At 44.3% G+C, this 17,111-nt stretch carries 17 protein-coding genes; 8 read left to right on the plus strand and 9 right to left on the minus strand.

Annotated elements, in window-relative coordinates:
- Nucleotides 1–23 precede the first annotated feature (23 nt).
- Nucleotides 24–218: a hypothetical protein gene (locus tag ACTS60_RS18955; RefSeq protein WP_440889508.1), complete on the minus strand. Its 195-nt coding sequence runs from the start codon at nt 216–218 to the stop codon at nt 24–26.
- Between the two features lie 338 nt (nt 219–556).
- Between ACTS60_RS18955 and ACTS60_RS18960 the strand changes: the two genes are divergently transcribed.
- Nucleotides 557–3,571 (plus strand): EAL domain-containing protein, encoded by a 3,015-nt coding sequence (locus ACTS60_RS18960; RefSeq protein WP_440889509.1) that lies wholly within the window; start codon nt 557–559, stop codon nt 3,569–3,571.
- Between the two features lie 68 nt (nt 3,572–3,639).
- Here ACTS60_RS18960 and ACTS60_RS18965 read toward each other — a convergent pair whose 3' ends face one another.
- From ACTS60_RS18965 to ACTS60_RS18980, 4 genes are all read right to left on the minus strand, one after another.
- Entirely contained in the window at nt 3,640–4,254 is a 615-nt protein-coding gene (locus tag ACTS60_RS18965; protein ID WP_440889510.1) for a sugar O-acetyltransferase, read from the minus strand.
- Between the two features lie 165 nt (nt 4,255–4,419).
- On the minus strand, nt 4,420–4,629 hold the full coding sequence (gene nqrM / locus ACTS60_RS18970) for a (Na+)-NQR maturation NqrM (protein WP_440889511.1): 210 nt from the start codon (nt 4,627–4,629) through the stop codon (nt 4,420–4,422).
- On the minus strand, nt 4,629–5,126 hold the full coding sequence (locus ACTS60_RS18975; protein ID WP_440889512.1) for a NifB/NifX family molybdenum-iron cluster-binding protein: 498 nt from the start codon (nt 5,124–5,126) through the stop codon (nt 4,629–4,631). The genes nqrM and ACTS60_RS18975 overlap by 1 nt, the downstream gene beginning before the upstream one ends.
- Nucleotides 5,123–5,413 carry a DUF134 domain-containing protein gene (locus ACTS60_RS18980; RefSeq protein ID WP_440889513.1) on the minus strand — a complete coding sequence of 97 codons (291 nt, stop codon included), beginning with the start codon at nt 5,411–5,413 and terminating at the stop codon, nt 5,123–5,125. The genes ACTS60_RS18975 and ACTS60_RS18980 overlap by 4 nt, the downstream gene beginning before the upstream one ends.
- A 341-nt stretch (nt 5,414–5,754) precedes the next feature.
- Here ACTS60_RS18980 and ACTS60_RS18985 point away from each other — a divergent pair, with 341 nt between their 5' ends.
- The 5 genes from ACTS60_RS18985 (at nt 5,755) to ACTS60_RS19005 (ending at nt 10,888) form a co-directional block, all read left to right on the plus strand.
- Entirely contained in the window at nt 5,755–6,747 is a 993-nt protein-coding gene (locus ACTS60_RS18985; RefSeq protein WP_440889514.1) for an ABC transporter substrate-binding protein, read from the plus strand.
- Between the two features lie 87 nt (nt 6,748–6,834).
- The gene (locus tag ACTS60_RS18990) at nt 6,835–7,734 is read left to right on the plus strand and encodes an ABC transporter permease (RefSeq protein WP_440889515.1); all 900 of its coding nucleotides are present in this window, start codon (nt 6,835–6,837) and stop codon (nt 7,732–7,734) included.
- Entirely contained in the window at nt 7,727–8,968 is a 1,242-nt protein-coding gene (locus ACTS60_RS18995; protein WP_440889516.1) for a quaternary amine ABC transporter ATP-binding protein, read from the plus strand. The genes ACTS60_RS18990 and ACTS60_RS18995 overlap by 8 nt, the downstream gene beginning before the upstream one ends.
- Before the next feature lie 401 nt (nt 8,969–9,369).
- Nucleotides 9,370–9,882 carry a copper resistance protein NlpE gene (locus ACTS60_RS19000; protein WP_440889517.1) on the plus strand — a complete coding sequence of 171 codons (513 nt, stop codon included), beginning with the start codon at nt 9,370–9,372 and terminating at the stop codon, nt 9,880–9,882.
- A gap of 193 nt (nt 9,883–10,075) precedes the next feature.
- Nucleotides 10,076–10,888, plus strand: coding sequence for a 5'-methylthioadenosine/S-adenosylhomocysteine nucleosidase (locus tag ACTS60_RS19005; RefSeq protein ID WP_440889518.1), 813 nt, complete (start codon nt 10,076–10,078; stop codon nt 10,886–10,888).
- A gap of 68 nt (nt 10,889–10,956) precedes the next feature.
- Here the strand turns inward: ACTS60_RS19005 and ACTS60_RS19010 are convergent, their stop codons facing one another.
- Together ACTS60_RS19010 and ACTS60_RS19015 are read right to left on the minus strand one after the other, a co-directional pair.
- Nucleotides 10,957–11,343 (minus strand): universal stress protein, encoded by a 387-nt coding sequence (locus tag ACTS60_RS19010; protein WP_440889519.1) that lies wholly within the window; start codon nt 11,341–11,343, stop codon nt 10,957–10,959.
- A gap of 75 nt (nt 11,344–11,418) precedes the next feature.
- The gene (locus tag ACTS60_RS19015; protein ID WP_440889520.1) at nt 11,419–12,303 is read right to left on the minus strand and encodes a LysR family transcriptional regulator; all 885 of its coding nucleotides are present in this window, start codon (nt 12,301–12,303) and stop codon (nt 11,419–11,421) included.
- A gap of 94 nt (nt 12,304–12,397) precedes the next feature.
- On the opposite strand from ACTS60_RS19015, the gene ACTS60_RS19020 reads away from it, so the two are divergent.
- Nucleotides 12,398–13,306, plus strand: a complete 909-nt coding sequence (locus tag ACTS60_RS19020) for a DMT family transporter (RefSeq protein WP_440889521.1) — start codon at nt 12,398–12,400, stop codon at nt 13,304–13,306.
- Nucleotides 13,307–13,409: 103 nt separating this feature from the next.
- On the opposite strand, the gene ACTS60_RS19025 is transcribed toward ACTS60_RS19020, so the two are convergent.
- Complete coding sequence (locus ACTS60_RS19025; protein ID WP_440889522.1) at nt 13,410–15,086, minus strand: hypothetical protein; 1,677 nt, start codon at nt 15,084–15,086, stop codon at nt 13,410–13,412.
- Between the two features lie 320 nt (nt 15,087–15,406).
- On the opposite strand from ACTS60_RS19025, the gene ACTS60_RS19030 reads away from it, so the two are divergent.
- Nucleotides 15,407–16,498, plus strand: a complete 1,092-nt coding sequence (locus ACTS60_RS19030) for a transporter substrate-binding domain-containing protein (protein ID WP_440889523.1) — start codon at nt 15,407–15,409, stop codon at nt 16,496–16,498.
- 82 nt (nt 16,499–16,580) lie between these two features.
- Here the strand turns inward: ACTS60_RS19030 and ACTS60_RS19035 are convergent, their stop codons facing one another.
- Nucleotides 16,581–17,099 carry a glycine zipper 2TM domain-containing protein gene (locus tag ACTS60_RS19035; protein WP_440889524.1) on the minus strand — a complete coding sequence of 173 codons (519 nt, stop codon included), beginning with the start codon at nt 17,097–17,099 and terminating at the stop codon, nt 16,581–16,583.
- Between the last annotated feature and the right edge of the window lie 12 nt (nt 17,100–17,111).

The raw sequence follows: 17,111 nt of genomic DNA on the forward strand, positions 1-17,111 counted from the left end.
ATTCGATTCATTTACTCCTGCAACTACTTATCTAAAGACATGCCTACCTGATTAAGTTTCGCTTCAAATTGTTCGATGCTGTCGGCTTTATAAGTAGGAGAACCGTTAAAGTAGCGAGGCTTCTCTGGCAACATCGCATTCTTTAGTTCTTGCTCCTGGTCGACATTGTCATGGTACACCGTTACTCGATTTGGAATATCCTGTTTCATAAATGCCATTTTGGTTCTCCTTTATTAAGACGAATCTTAAGCATAGAAATGAACAAAAAATGCGCGAATCAATTTGTATAAAAATTAGACACTAGCAACAGTTTTTATTGATGACTTCAAAGCATTATACAAACCGAATGTGAACTGAGTTTTGATACGAAGCTATCGAATTGGTAGCAAATTAATCCGATCCCCTACCAAACGTGCGCCTTTTATCATTTCCATAAATTCTGTCTTTTTTTTGAGATTTTAGTCAGTAATGTGTCGATATAAGTAGCCTCATAGTTGACTTAGTTGGCTCCGGTTACCGTTCTTATTTTTGAGTTTTACTCGACTTGCTGATTCAGATGAATAGACGTGTTTTTAATAAACGCCCAACCATAGGTATCGTACTGCCTATGTTGAGCGGTTTTTATATGGGAGAGCTTAACGCCACGTTGCGCCAAATGGCCAAGCAACATGGGGTTAATTTGGTTTTTATCCGCAGCGGACATCGCCGAGATTTCGATTTACCTATCGCACTCCATCATTTAGACGCTTTATTAGTAGTATTGCACTCTGCTGCAGACCATTTGGTGCAAAAAGCACTAAGTAAAGGCATCCCTGTGTTGTCTTTGGGCGCAAGTTACGCACCTCTCAATGTAGAGCAATTTATCAGCGTACAGAGTGATGGTGTTCAAGCGCTTTATCGCTGGTTATTAGAACAAGGACATCAACGCATTGGCTTTTGTGGTGACCTGTCCGTTAACGATGTTCGCTCGCGCTTCAAAGCCTTTCAGCACGCAACAACCGAACATCAGGGCGCTTTCTGCCCTGAGAACTTCTTTAGCGTCAGCAACTGCTCACTGGCTGGTGGGCGAGAAGCCGCAGTAGCGTTCGTGCAACGTAAATCAAAATGTACCGCTGTTATTTGCGCCACAGACCACAATGCCATTGGCATGATAGAGCAACTCAAACACCTTAAAGTTACCGTGCCTGATAACGTTGCTGTTGTTGGCATTGATAATGTGTTCTTTGGACAGCAAACGCAGCCACCCCTGACCACGGCAGACCAACAGTTAGAGGTGCTGGCACGCCAAGCATTTAACCGAGCTATTGAGCGCATTCAAGGGGCAGGTTTTTCCAACCAGATCAATCAAGTTCCACAAAAGCTAGTCATCCGACAATCATGCGGCAACAATAATCCAGCCAACGAGTCAATAGAGAGCCCTACCTCGATTCGTCACACGCTGCTCAATGTTGCAGGTCGTTCGCCAGCAGAAATCTTCGAGAACTTCTACTCACAAGCTCAAAATGGCTTTAACTCCATACTTGATGCGCAAAGCCTTTATGGCAACAACCTTGATTGGGCATGCCTCGCACAATGCGATCAAGAGCAGTACCAAATCGAAAGTTGGGTCGAACAAGGGATGACTCAACCAACCACACTGCCAAAGCAGAGTACTGCAAGTGATGATATTCGTGACTTCCCTTTCCTCGAAGGCTGTGAACATTTTGTCGCTACAGTAATGCCGATTGCCACTGGCCAAAAGAATCGATGGCAGTTGGTTGCAGTGATCGATTCGCTCAACGATCAACAGAACATCAGCACCCAATCAGTGTTCAACAATTATCTCGATATGTTGTCTTTGTTCATCGAACGCGACGCGTTACTCCATACCAGCAACTTACGTCAGAAGAACTCACAGCAATTACTGCAACAACTCAAAGTGGTATCGAATAGCTCAAATGATGGTATCTGGGACTGGGATTTAACCAGCAATAAACTACGCTGGAACAGCCGCTTGGTGAACATGCTCGGCAATGAAAACCTCTCTCATCAGCGCTACATCGATTGTGATCAGCTATTCCAATTTATTCACCCTGAAGACATCGACCAACTAGAAGAGCACATCCAAGCGCACTTGGTAGATAAAGTGCCTTTCAAAACTGAATTCCGTATTCGCAAGCACGACAGCAGCTATATCTGGGTGCAAGCGAATGGTTCTGCTGTACGCAATGCTCAGGGGCACGCCGTTCGTTTTATTGGCTCTATGACTGATATTACAGAGCAAAGGGAAAGTGCTGCCAAGATCCATCATATGGCCTATTTTGATGCACTCACTGGTGTAGCCAATCGACGCAAGATAATAGAAGAGATCGTCACGCACATAGAAACAAACCCAGACCAACCTCGCGCAGTGATGTTAATGGATCTTAATCGTTTTAAGATGATTAACGACTCTTTTGGTCATCATGTTGGTGATGCACTATTATGCCATGTCACGAACGAGCTACAGAGTATTCTGGTTAAGCCACATACCATAGCAAGGCTTGGCGGTGATGAGTTCTTATTCTTTTGTAATGTCGCGAATAAAGCGCAAGCAAATCAAATTGCCAGCATGATCTTGCGCACTATCGAAAAACCCATGATTCATGAAGAAATAGAGCTTGTTAGCCAAGGAAGCTTAGGAGTTTCTTTCTATCCATTTGATGGTACGTCACCGGAAGAGTTGGTAAAAAAGGCGGATATTGCGATGTACCAAGCTAAGCAGCTAGGCGGGCGTAAAGTGGTTCATTATCATGAGAGTATGGACGCGAGTACGCAAAGCTTAGTAAAACTTGAACATCATTTAAACCGGGCAATAGAACAGGGCGAAATAGAGGTATTTTACCAACCTCAACTTTGTTGCAAAACACGTCGAGTATTGGCTGTAGAAGCTCTTGCGCGTTGGCACTCTGATACCTTAGGGTGCGTGCCACCAAGCCAGTTTATTCAAGTCGCGGAAAATGCTGGTTTGATTTCTCGATTAGGAGAGTACATTCTCAACCGCGTGTGTCGTGATGTTCAACAGTCGTCATGGCTGCAATCCATGAGACATATCTCCGTAAACATCAGCGCGAAGCAGCTAGTTCAACCTTATTTTCCCGATGATATCGTTCAAACTATCCTCAATTACCGTCTGCCGTTGTCGTTATTCTGTATCGAGATCACCGAAACCGCCGCTATCAGTGATTATGACCTGTGCGTAAAATCGCTTGAGAAGCTTAGGAAGGCTGGTATTGCTATCTCATTAGATGACTTTGGTACCGGTTTCTCGTCACTGTCACTATTAAAGAAACTTCCATTGAGTGAAATCAAAATCGATCGCTCCTTCATCGCTGACATCATCAAAGATCAATCTAACTTAGATTTTGTCTCCACGATGATTTTAATGGGTAAAAGTTTAGGCTATCGAGTCGTGGCAGAAGGGGTGGAAACTGCAGAGCATCTCTCTAGCTTGAGCGAACTTGGAGTAGATCTACTGCAAGGTTACTACTTCAGTAAACCTCAACCCATTACACAACTAGAGCAACAATACACGCCACTTAGTGTGATTTAAGTACAAATAAGTCGAACCTCAATGTTCGCCTTGTTCTTGAAAATCCTAGCTGAATTAATTTAACAATATTAATCCAACTTCATTTCCATCAAAGGTCGCCACATCTCGATGATGTCTTCCTCGGGTGGCATTTCGCTCTGCTCGATAGATTTTACTACGCGACATGGATTACCAACTGCAACGCAATCTGCTGGAATATCTTTAGTCACCACACTGCCTGCACCAATAATCGCTCGGTCACCAATCGTCACACCGTCCAGAATGATAGCGCCTGCGCCAATCCAAACACTGTCTCCAATAGTAATTGGATTTCCTGTTGCGATTGGACGAACACGCTCTGCAAGCTCAAATGGGTGCCCCGCCGTGCTGATCACGACATTTGGACCAATTTGCACATACTCACCAATATGAACAGGCGCAAGATCGAGAATGGTGACTCCTGCATTCAGAAAGCCACCTTGAGTAAAGTGGATGTTGTTACCCATGTCACAATAAAAAGGCGGCACAATATTCACACCGTTCGCACTGCCGAGCAGTGACTCAATTATCTCAGCTTTCTTCACATGCTCAGATGGTCGTGCATGGTTAAAGTCATACAACTTCTCCTTCACTTCGGTTTGAAATTCAAACAACTCAGGAGTAATGGGAATATGTACAGAAAAATCAGCCAGTTTACTACTCATCGCCAACCTCTTAAGAACATAGAATACGTCGATAAATAATCTTAAATTCAGCCAGTTAAGTGCTAACTATTCGCATCAATTCGAGATGTATTTGCGAGCAACAGCTCATTTTAAAGTTGGCAATACCAAAGTGGTGCAAATCAGTGTCGTTAGAGGCAAGTTTAACTAAGCGTTAGCTTTCGAGCTTGGCTCTTGGATCTGATAGAGGCGGCGTTCGTTGTCTGCGCAAGTGGTCTCGCAGTTACACACTTTATCAACGCCTACATTATTCAGACCACCGCAACTGCCTTGAATGCGTTTGTTGTGAAAAATTACGCCAAGTGACATCAACAAAATGATGGCTAAGAACCCAAGAAACGTGAATAACCAAACCATTACTTCACCTCTTTCATATAAGAAGAAACCAATGCTTTTAGTTTAGTTGGGCGAAGCGTCATGAGTGCATTTTTTGATTGAGGCTTAGAGTTGAGTAATAACGATGGCGCTTTTTTGCTGCCGCAGCCACCACAGCCACCCTTTTTCGCATGATTGATTGAGGGACGACCTTGTGTCGCGACTGTCAATGCTGATCGCGGCACACCCATAACATCATCCAGTGAGCTGCGCGTTGAGAGTTTGAACACTTGCTTACCGCTACTTAGAAGCTTGCCAAGCGCACGCTCGCCTATATTACGAACCAACACCGCATCAACTTTATACTCTTGTAGAGATTGAATGAGCTGTGACTTGGCTTTGCAGCCAGCTTGCGGCATAGCAGCAATATTGGCGAGGTTCTTCAACAGCCCTTCCGTATCGGAGTAAATAGCAATATATGGGGCTTTAACAAAGTGATTGGCGACGCGTTCGCCGTCATTTGGAATGGCATAAATCATGAGTTTGACTCCTGGTCAGGAAAAACAAGTGCATGACCCTCGACTAGGCTCTTCGCGACTTTAAAGCGCGCGCTCTTAACCGTGTTACCAAAGGTCTGGCGAGAGACACCCATTTGTTCAGCGGCTTGCTGTTGGCTTAGGCCTTCAAGGTCCGCCAATCGCAACGCTTCCAATTCTTCTGGCAATATGTCGACTTTTTCTAATTCATAAAACGGCACACCATTAGGCTTAAAACAATGGTGCGCTGCACGTCCACATATGCGTCTTTCTATTTTTGGTCTCGCCATCACATCCTCTCTACAAAACGCCTTCACTTTACGCTCGTTTATGGCATATGCCAATTATAGTTTTTAGCATATGCCAACATCTTAGTTTGCAGAAATAGAGTTTAACCCAAAATATTAATTAGACATCTAACTACGATGTAATCAAACATCTAAACCGACATGCTATTCATTGGCATATCATGATAAACGAACTCGTACAATCGATGCCATTTCAATCAATTTATCACCATTCGTTTCACGCTTGTTAACAGATAAATATATAATTAAGCTGACACATTAGTTTGAACACTAACGATTATTTCGTTACCCTAGATGAGCTATTTAGAGAAAGGAAACTCAATATGACGTACAAAACTCCCTTACTACTAGCGATTGGTGCGCTAGCTGCAACCAACGCAAACGCAAGTGAGTGTGGGACGGTTACCATTGCAGATATGAACTGGAACTCTGCAACACTTATTGCCAATGTGGACCGTTTTATTCTTGAGCACGGCTACGGCTGTGATGCCGAACTTATTCCTGGCGACACCATGCCAACTGGCACCTCAATGATTGAAAAAGGGCAGCCCGATGTGGCACCAGAACTTTGGAGTAACAGCCTTAAAGATGCGCTAGACAAAGGCGTTGAAGAAAAACGTCTACGCTATGCAGGTAAAGCACTCCTCGATGGTGGTGAAGAAGGTTTCTGGATCCCAGCCTATCTTGTTAAGCAATACCCTGAAATGAAATCTATCGAAGGTGTAAAAAAACACGCAAAGCTGTTCTCTCACCCAGAAGATAAAGCAAAATCAGCGTTTTACAGTTGTCCGGCTGGCTGGAACTGTCAAATCAGCGCAGGCAACCTTTTCAAAGCAATGGACCTTGCTGACTCGGGTTTCGACATCATTGACCCAGGCTCAAGTGCTGGTCTATATGGCTCAATTGCAAAAGCCTATGAACGCGAACAAGCATGGTTTGGTTACTACTGGGCACCAACTGCGGTTCTTGGTAAATACGACATGGTAAAAGTGGATTTTGGTAGCGGCGTAAATGAAGAAGAATTTGTGAACTGCACAACACAAGCAGATTGTGAAAGTCCAAAAACAACCATGTACCCACCTTCGCCAGTTCACACCATCACCACAGAAGAATTTGCTTCGCGCTCTCCAGCTGCGTACGGCTACTTCACTAAACGTGGTTTCACTAATGCAGATATGAACCAACTGCTAGCTTGGATGGAAGACAACCAAGCAGACGGTGAAGAAACTATGTTCCATTTCCTAGAAAACTACCCGCAGATCTGGACTACATGGGTTCCTCAAGACGTAGCTAAAAAAGTGCAAAGTGCACTGTAAGACTTAGACGTTTCGTAAACGGTATAGGAATACCGAATTGTTGTATGCCGAGGCTCGCTGGAGTCTCGGCAAGAAAAGGAAGTAAACATGTCTGACTCGAATTGGCTTAGCGAATTCCCAGAAATGGATCGCTCAGATCTTAGAGCCATCCGTAAAACCTTAGATGGTGCCTACCGCGATTTCTCTCGCGAATACGGCGACATTATTGAATCATTCTTCGATCCTCTTCTCTCATTTCTCGTTTGGTTCGAAAAACTCCTCATTTCTACACCATGGATGATCATTCTTGCTGTATGTACTGCGCTGGTTTACGCCGCAAGTCGCTCATGGAAGCTGGCAGTAGCGTGTTTCGTGTCATTGCTCCTGATTGGGTACTTTGGCATGTGGGAAGATACAATGCGGACGCTCAGCATTATCACTGTGTGTACCATGCTCGCCATTGCGCTCGGCATACCGATTGGTATTGCCATGGCACGTTCGAATCGCGTGCAATCCGTTGTGACACCACTGCTCGACGTGATGCAAACCATGCCCGCGTTTGTCTATCTGATTCCAGTGGTTATGCTACTTGGTATCGGTAAGATCCCCGGCTTGATTGCCGTTGTTATCTACGCAATCCCACCAGTGATTCGTTTGACCAACTTAGGTATTCGACTGGTAGACAAAGAAGTACTTGAAGCCGCCACCGCCTTTGGTGCCAGTAAGAAACAGCGCTTAGTCGGCGTGCAATTACCTTTGGCAATGCCAACCATTATGGCAGGCATCAACCAAACCATCATGATGGCGCTTTCTATGGTTGTTATCGCTTCTATGATTGGTGTTAAAGGCTTAGGTCAGCCAGTATTAAAATCAATCACCAACCAGTACTTCACGCTTGGTCTGCTTAACGGCCTAGCAATTGTGGCACTGGCGATTCTGTTTGACCGTGCATCGCAAGCTTACGCGAAGCGAACGCAAGCACACTTAGGAGATCTGAAACATGACTAAGCCACTTATTGAAATCAGCGGGCTGTATAAGATCTTCGGAGCAAAGCCAAAAACCGTCATTGAGCGAGTAAAGCAAGGACAAAGCAAAGACCAAATTCTTGCTGATACGGGTCATACCGTTGGTTTAAAAGACATCAACCTACAAATTAACAAAGGCGAAATTTTTGTCATTATGGGGCTGTCTGGCTCTGGTAAGTCAACCATGATTCGCCACTTCAACCGTCTGATTGACCCGACCATGGGGCAAATATTGGTTGAGGGCGTGGATGTAATGCAGCTTTCAGCGACCGAACTGGAGGAGTTTCGTCGCCATAAGATGTCGATGGTATTCCAACGTTTTGGTCTATTGCCTCACCGCACTGTGGTTGACAACGTCGCTTACGGCTTGGAAATCCAAGGTATCAAGAAAGAAGCGCGTCTTACGAAAGCTAATGAATGGTTGGAAACTGTCGGCCTTAAAGGTTACGAGAACCAATATCCTGCTCAGCTTTCTGGTGGTCAACAGCAGCGTGTCGGTTTAGCTCGCGCTCTTGCTACTGACGCCGAAATCCTACTGATGGATGAAGCTTTCTCTGCACTCGACCCATTGATCCGCAGTGAAATGCAAGATCAACTTATCGAACTGCAAGAAAAACTGCACAAAACTATTATCTTTATTACCCATGATTTGGATGAAGCTCTTCGCTTGGGTGATCGCATCGCAATCTTGAAAGATGGTGAGTTAGTACAACAAGGTTCTCCAGATGAAATCCTTCTTAACCCAGCAGATGATTATGTAGAAGCCTTTGTTAAGGACGTAAACCGAGCTCGAGCTCTGACCGTAGAAACCGTGATGCAGCCACCAGCGTACCGCATTACAGCAACCACCATCGAAGAAGCTCTCATAGAAATGAAGCGCGTAAAACAAGACTACGCCTACCACGTGACCGACGAAGGCTACCAAGGTGTCGTAACTAAAGAGAGCTTGCTAGACGCAGCGAAAACCGATGCCGCGCAAGAGCTGGCGGAGGAGATCTACGAAGAAGTGCCTGTTGTTTCTCCTGATTCGGTGATTGAACAAGTTCTGCCCGACACCATGTCTTGCGACTACTCACTGCCAGTTGTGGATGAACAAGGTAATCTACAAGGCGAGCTTGAGCGCAGTGCTGTTGCGGAAATCTTCACTGATAATTCAGATGAGGAATCACCGCCAAAGGAGGTCAAAACGCCTCCAGCAATGGATAAGGCATCCTAATACGTAAAAGGCTCATCATCTGATGAGCTTTTTTTATCTCAGAGGCATTATGGGGTTCACTGCTAGAGCCAAATCATCAAAGCAAAAATTACAACCAGCAGCAACATGCCAAAGTATCTCATCCTTGCGAGGAAAAACACGATAACAATCCAGCGGTGAAGCCTTCCGGTAACACTAACCGTCCAAGTGAATACCTCTTCCATTTTCTTTTTCTGTGCCTTCTTATTTGCAAACCACTGACGTTAAAGATTTTTTCTTACAAAAGTTGTTCAATGGTTTGCTTTTTTCTGACGCAGGCTTAGGAAACAGGTCTATTATTATGGCGGTATACCCAAGTGACCTTAGCATATAGTTACTAGGTTATTTGGGTATATCAACTCGTTGATTTAAAGAGGAATAAAATGAACAAGACATTACTAGCAATAACAATGGCTGCTGTATTTACTTTGGCAGGCTGTCAGGATGAGAAACCAGCAGAGAGCACCGCGACTGATGTACCTCAAGCAACTGAAGTTGAAACCACTCTTGATGCTACACCGATTGAAGAAGAGCAAGTGATCACCACAGAGACATTTGTTGATTCAGCACACAATGCACAAAATGCGCTAGATTGGAACGGCACATACACAGGTAAATTACCATGTGCCGACTGTGCAAGCATTGATACAACTCTAACCTTAAACCCAGATGGCAGCTATACATTGATGCAAGTTTATAAGGGTAGAGAGGACGGTGAGTTTAAATCTGAAGGCCAGTTCACTTGGAACAAAGCAGGTAACACTATCACACTGGTTGACGAAGCCGCACCAAACCAATACTTCGTTGGTGAAAACATGTTAATGAAACTCGACATGAATGGAGAAAAGGCAACTGGTGAGCTAGCTTCATTTTACAACCTAAGCAAGATGCCTTAATGCTGAGTAGCGATTTCATCTAATCCTGATAACGACCCAATCCGAGCCTCCCCCGCTCGGATTTTTTTATTCTCGTTCATTAGAACGACAACCAAGAATTTTCATTTATTGAGAAAAATAACAATGGTACCAATTGACGCAAACGATTGCCATTGGTAGATTGCGCCATCTTTTTCATTTGTAAGTATGCCGTATGCAAATCTTTAAACGTTTCGCTGCACTTATTCCTGCAGTACTTTCCTTCTCTGTTTTCGCTCAAACTCAACCAATCCTTGTTCAAGGTGCGATGGATATTGAAACCAGCACACTAGTTGAAGCTTTAAATGATGCGAAAGAAACCACCGTTGGCTCTTGGACCTTCTGGCAAGGTGAAATCGACGGCTACCCAGTGGTGGTATCTCGCACTGAAGTAGGATTGGCGAACGCTGCTGCTTCTACAACGATAGCGATTGAGCATTTCAACCCGAAATACGTCATCAACCAGGGCACATCTGGCGGCCACGATCCTAAGCTATACCGTGGTGACATTGTTATTGGTGAAGCAAGTTTTAACATGGGCTCTTACAAGTCTGAATTTGCTGAAAAAGGCAAAGGCATCGACCCAACCAAGTGGCAGAACTTCGACGTAACCATGCGTCTACGTGAAAACGGTGAGTTGGTTGAACATAAACAGTTCAAAGCGGATCCGGCATTGGTTGAAACTGCTCTTTCTTTGTCTGAAGGATACAAAAAAGGCCAAGTTGTGAAAGGCTTGATTGGTTCAGCGGACGAATTGAACCGCGAAGTAGACCGCATCAACTGGTTCCATGAAATCTATGGTACGTCTGTTGAAGAGATGGAAACGTCATCAGCGGCATTGGTTGCTCAAGCTTACCAAGTGCCGTTTGTAGGCATTCGTATTCTGTCGAACACAGACCAACATAAGCAAGACTTCGATCCGCAGACCGCTGTAGATTGCCAGCTGTACACAATTGACGTGATCAATGCGTTGATCAAAAAGCAGTAACGCCGCAATAGAACAGCAAAGGGAGGCTTAGCATAGCCTCCCTTTTACTTTGAATGTCGAATTAGGACTCATTCTAAATACACAACCAACAAATCGGCCTCAATAGCATTGGCAAGTTTTGGAATTGAAGAGAACAATCGACTCATGAACTTATGGTGGTGTCCACAAACAACCAGGTCGATGCTTTTTTCCTTCGCAATACCCGCAAGTTTGATATGCAGATCCCCTATCACAACCATGGTATCTCTCACCGGGTAATCACTCTCGTCAGCCAAAGCTTGCAATTCTTGCATTAGCTTTTGCTCATCCTTCGATTCTAGCGCCACTCTGTCGTGATCAACAAAAACAAAAGAAAGCTTACTGTTCGCATCTTTGGCAATCGCAATGGCCTTGTCGATCACCGCTCGGCTTGAATCCGATAAATCCACGGCAACCAAAATATGTTCGTAACTCATGCATTTCTCCCAACTGACCTACCTAGCTTAAGTCTAGCACCCCAAAAACAGCACAAGGCAACTCCCTTCAATATGTTATAAGCATTGCTGTTTGAGCCAGTTGGTCAATTTGATGATTTCAGGTTGGCGAGCACGATTCTTCTTATGCACAAAGTAAAAGCTGTCTCCGGTCTCTAATCCATGAGAAGGGATATAAACCAAATCCTGAGCTTTATCGCGCTCGTTCAACATAAAATCATTGGCGAAGGTAATACCCTGATCGTAACGTGCCGCTTCAATCGCTAGCAGCATGTGACTAAAGTGCTGCATATCGATATCTTTTGGTAGCTCATACCCACCAGCTTTACACCATTCCATCCAATCTTTACCACGCTCTCGATAGATAGAATCTGTAGAGAGAAGTGGATATTGCCACAATGCAATTGGCAGTGGTTGGTTTTGAATCTCTTTCCAAATCTTTAGGCTGCACACTGGGTACAAGGTCTCATCGTACAGACGTACCGCCATATAGTTTCTTTTTGGCTTTTGCACCGTGATAAAGCAATCCCCTACGCTATCGGTTTGATCTGGATCCCCCGCAACCATATTGAGCGTAAGATCAATTTCTGGATGTTGACGCTTGAAGTCCGCCAATCGTGGGATTAACCATTTCACCGCCAGCGAGCTGTAAATCGCCAAACGTAGACTGCCCTTTTCGCCTTCACGCACTTTTTGACTCGCCATCGCAATCGCACTAATGGCAGGGCTGATATCTTCAAGATAACGAAACCCCGTATCCGAGAGCGATAACTTACGCCCCTGACGGATAAACAACGCTTCTCCGAGATAATCTTCCAATAGGCGAATCTGGTGACTAACGGCGCTTTGGGTTACGTTGAGTTCTTCCGCTGCAAGGGAAAAACTTAAATTACGCGCAACGGATTCAAAGCAATGGACAGCTCTAAGAGGCGGTAATTTCATTATCTAAAAATCTCATACTTAAACCAATAAATATCACTTCACTTCATCCTATGACATCACCTACTCTTTGGCAAAGAATCAGGAGAGGAATAAAGTGAAAGTCACATCGGTCGGAGCAGCCATGCTGCTGTTAATTGTTGGTAACTTAGTTGCGGTGCTTTCAGATGCTTTGATCAAAAGCGTCAGTAATGAAGTACCAGTTTTTCAGTTTGTTTTTTACCGACAACTGTCAGCTGTGATGATGTTATTACCCGTTTATCTGCTTACAAAACAAACCCCCTTAATGGAAGGCTTTAAATGGCATGCTGTGCGTGCTCATGTATGGCTCACGGGGGCGATCTTTATGGTCTTCGCTATCTCATCAATGCCACTTGCCACAGCAAATGCGATCTTCTATGCCGCACCTTTGATCATGTTGCCATTGGCTGCGATCTTCTTTGGCGAAAAACTTTCCAAGCAATCTATTGCTGCTGCAGTTATGGGGTTTGCTGGCGTACTGGTGATTATTCGTCCCGATCAAATTGATTGGGCCGCATTGTCTGCTTTGGTTGTTGCGGTAACGCTTGCAGTCAATAACTTGTTGATTCGGAAACTTCCAAAAAAACAATCAGTGCCACATACACTGCTAATGACTAATCTTGCTGGTATTCCGGTATCACTGTTGTTGGTATTTATCGAGGGTGAAGCATGGGATTGGAGCTCTTTTCCTGTTGCAGCAGGTTCAAGCTTGTTCATCATGATTTATGCAGCAACGTGTGTGTTGGCTTATCGCTCCATTGATAGCAACAAAATTGCCAGCGCAGAATACAGCGGCTTGATTGGTGCAGTGGTTGTAGGTTTAATCTGGTTTGGTGAAGTGCCTGATATCTTTATGGCCATTGGTACTGTGATGATTGTTGTTCCTCTAATCTGGCTATCCAAACGCGAACGCCGTAGGCAAAAACAAGAGAAAGCCGTTAAACTCGCTGAAGAACAAAAGCACCATCAAGCGCCCGCTGCTTAAACTATCTAAAAAGCCGAGAATTCATCGCTCGGCTTTTGTGTTTTGGGACGAGACAAGGTTTAGAGAGAGACGAACATCGTCCCTCGCTGGCAACCTCTCGCTACTACCTGATCGCATTAATGGTAGCCGCACTCTGTTCCAAGGTTTTAAACTTATCACTCTGCTTAATCTGATTCAGTGCAGCTGAGACATCAAACTGACCGACTACCTGCTTTGCAGCGTCAAATGGTGTGATACCACTTTCTAACTTATTAATATCGTAACCTGCCGCTTTCAGTGCATAGATGGCTGCGGCGCCACTTGGATAAAAATAGCCCCACCCAAATTGAGATTCCACACTCTCTCGATTCTGGTAATTTGTGGTAAATGCATAGGACTCTACAAATTTTAGGTCAGAAAAGTTTGGCAACGCATTTCTCAAAGCCATCACTTCAACATACCAAGCACTGCCTTCAAACAGCTCTTGTCCCAACCCCATGTTCTTTGCATATTGTTTAGTGCTGGTATCAATATTGACCTGCTCTTGAGTCAGCGCAATGTATTGTTTGAGCATTGTTGTTGCCTCTTCTTGAGTCATCACTTTTGGCAAAGACTTGAATAGATCTAAAACGGCAAGCTTGTAGGTAATCTGCTCTACATTCACTGGATAGCCAGTAAGCTCATTGAAGTGGTTAGCAGGATATTTAAAGTGTTCATCCTGATAATCATGAAACATCTCATGCACGGCTAACGCGATGGTGTTACGTTGATGCACGCCTTCTACAAAGGTCTCCGAGGGCTTATACACTTGTAGGTAGTACTTAGCTCCATTAAACGAATATTGTCTTTCGTAGGCTCCATTGCCCTTATTGATTGCATCATGAAAGACATGCATATTGGGTTCATACTTATAGATATTCAACGCGCCGCTTTCGTTCACCCCTAACTTTTGCGCGCCATCAGGAGCTCTATTTGGATTGATCAGAAAAGCAGTAACAGGCGTGCTGCTTTTCTCGTCCAAACGCAACATATAAGTCGGAGCTTTACTCAGGTAGTTACCATAACCTCCCCAAATTGATTGAACCTTAAGAGCATTCAAAGACGAATTGAATTGCACAAAAAGCTGACTATCAACTTCACTTGCTAAAGCCGTTTCACCAGAAGACACCACCTTTCCAAGCCCATAAGCCGTAATTTCTTGCTCAGTCATATTATGCATACCTTCAGCAGGAGCGGCTTGAATGGTGAAGTAATAGAAACCTTCTGGGTTTGGGAGCTTCATTTTATTGTAGTAATCAATATAAGGTTGGTGATACTTATGACCGACAGGAAAGTCCGTTGCAACTCCGTCGCCAGCAGCCCATGCATGCACGCCAATTGTGGCACCTCGTTCGATAATTCGATTTACACCAGCTAAGAACAAATCCGTGCCTCCCGATGCAATCTCTCCGTCAGAGGCAATATACGAATCCAGCTGCTTCTCACGGACTTTATAAGCAAGTTTAAGGTTTGCCTCATCATCAATCGAACCGTCAATACTGATAAATTTGAGTTGCTTAATACCACTATGTGCAGCCATCATTTGTTCAAATGCCTTTGGAGAACCCTCACAAATAACACCTTTTAGTTCTGCTACGTCGCCTTTAACAGAAAAAGACAAACTTGGCTCTTGCGCTGACAATTGCTCATTGCACTGGGAGGTAAACACCTTGGTGTTGCTAGTTGTAGTGCTCTTCTCCCCATCCGTACCACAACCACTTAACGCGACGAGAATGCTCATCGTCAATACTTGTTTATTCATTTTTTTCCTCAATAAAACACCGTTCAATAATTAAAGTCATGATAAACAAAAACGTAACGCTTTCTGCTAATTCTTACGTGCGCTTACAGACGCTTAAGAAACGGTCAGTTACTCGACTTTTGTAAGCAGATACAGGAAGTTTGCTGGTATGAACCGATGAGGTGAGAAAGAGCACGTGAGATGAACTGCTATAGTTAAAGTAGTAATCAATATAAATAAGGCAGTATTGAATTCGTCATCGCCTCTCTTAACTTCTCAATACTTTTATGAGCTATAGCTCACGATTCAATGTATTGCTGCCTCTACTTGAGGGTCTGCACATGCAACACGGTTTTAAATCGATACTTCAATCTTTTGTAATTTCGGCATTTTTTATCCTCTCTTTTATCAGCACGTCTTCTGATGCATCTTCACTCAAAGTGGGGAGCTACCCCTGCCCACCTTTCGTTATCGGCACTATCGATACGGATTTAAGCGGTCTCAGCATTGAACTGTGGGAACAGATAGCTAAGGAGATGAATGTCGAGTTTATCGTTGAAAATCGCCCTTTAGATGACCTACTCAACGCGATAGAAACCGAGCAAATCGATATTGGTGTTTCGTGTATCTCCATCACTCCAGAACGTGAGCTATTTGCGGATTTCTCTCACTCTTTCTATGAAACTCACCTGGCGATAGCGGTAAAAAATCAAGGTTATCTTCATACTTTACAGTCGATTTTTTTGAACCCTTCTTTGTGGTTTATCGTTGGTGCAGTTGTGCTTGTCGCAGGATTAGTCGGAGCGTTTTTCTATGTTTTGGAGCAAGGGAAAAATGAAAAGCTTTACTCAATGAAAAGCCGAGCTGGTCGCTGGATTGAAAGCTTCATTCTTGGCTTGCTCTTTATCACACGTGGACCTTTTAACTATTTTGAGTTCAGGAGCTTGTCAGGACGGGTCGTTACTGTGTTTATTGGTGTTTTCAGTATGCTTTTTATCGCCAGTATTACGGCTGTATTAGCCAGTAAACTCACGTTGAGCCAAGGTTATTCACAAATCAAAGGCATCAATGACCTTGCCAATATTGAAGTTGGCGCTAAAACCGCTACCACCTCTTCTTTGCTGCTAACCAGTTTTGGTATCCGTCACAAGGATTATACTGATATGACAGCTCTTTTAGAGGCTCTGGAGAACGGCGAAGTCGAGGCCATTGTTGCTGATGACGTAGTACTCAAATACATGATTGGCAGCGGCAGATTAGTCGGGCAGTTTGAAGAGTTGGAGGTGTTGCCATACCAACTAGAGAAGCAGAATTACGGCTTTATTATTACGGAAAACAATCCGTACGAAGAAGAGATCAATCGTGCTCTACTGCAAATTCGCGAGTCACGAAAATGGCGTAAAACGCTGGTTGACTATTTCGCGGATAAGTAGCCATTAACACCAAATCCTAAAATTAAAAAGCCCTTAAGTTCAGTGAACAAAAGGGCTTTTTTGCATTCAAATTCGTTGGTGATTATTGAGGAAGAACCACTTGGCCATCTTGGATTGGGAATGACTTACCTGCAGGCTTACTCTTCATACGCACGGTGGTCGGTGCGCCTGCCACCTCATAAGTGACATTGTAACCAACCACTTTCTCAGAAGTCGTGTATTCTGTATGACATTGCTTCTCTGTTGAAGTAACAACATCGCCCTTTTGAACATTGTCTTGAATTTCACGCCCTGCAATTGCTCCAGCGATGGTTCCTGCTGCCGTTGCAATAACTTTACCCGAGCCACCACCAATTTGATTACCTAGCGCAGCACCTGCCGCCGCACCGCCAACAGTACCAAGGATCTTATTGTTGTCTTTTGGCGCAACTTGATGAGTTACAACCACATCCTTACAAACTTGGTGTGGGTTCTTCACTGTTTCAGTGACCGCTTCAACAAGCGTGATGTTCGCTTCTGTTGGTGCTGGTGGTGTCTTATCTTTACAGCCTGCTAATACAGCAACAACTGCTGTAGCGATTGCGATAGATTTCATATTCATGGATTACTTCCC

Origin of the sequence: Vibrio sp. WZ-1 (genome assembly GCF_052037695.1) — a bacterium.
In the GTDB taxonomy this organism is placed as follows: Bacteria; Pseudomonadota; Gammaproteobacteria; order Enterobacterales; family Vibrionaceae; genus Vibrio.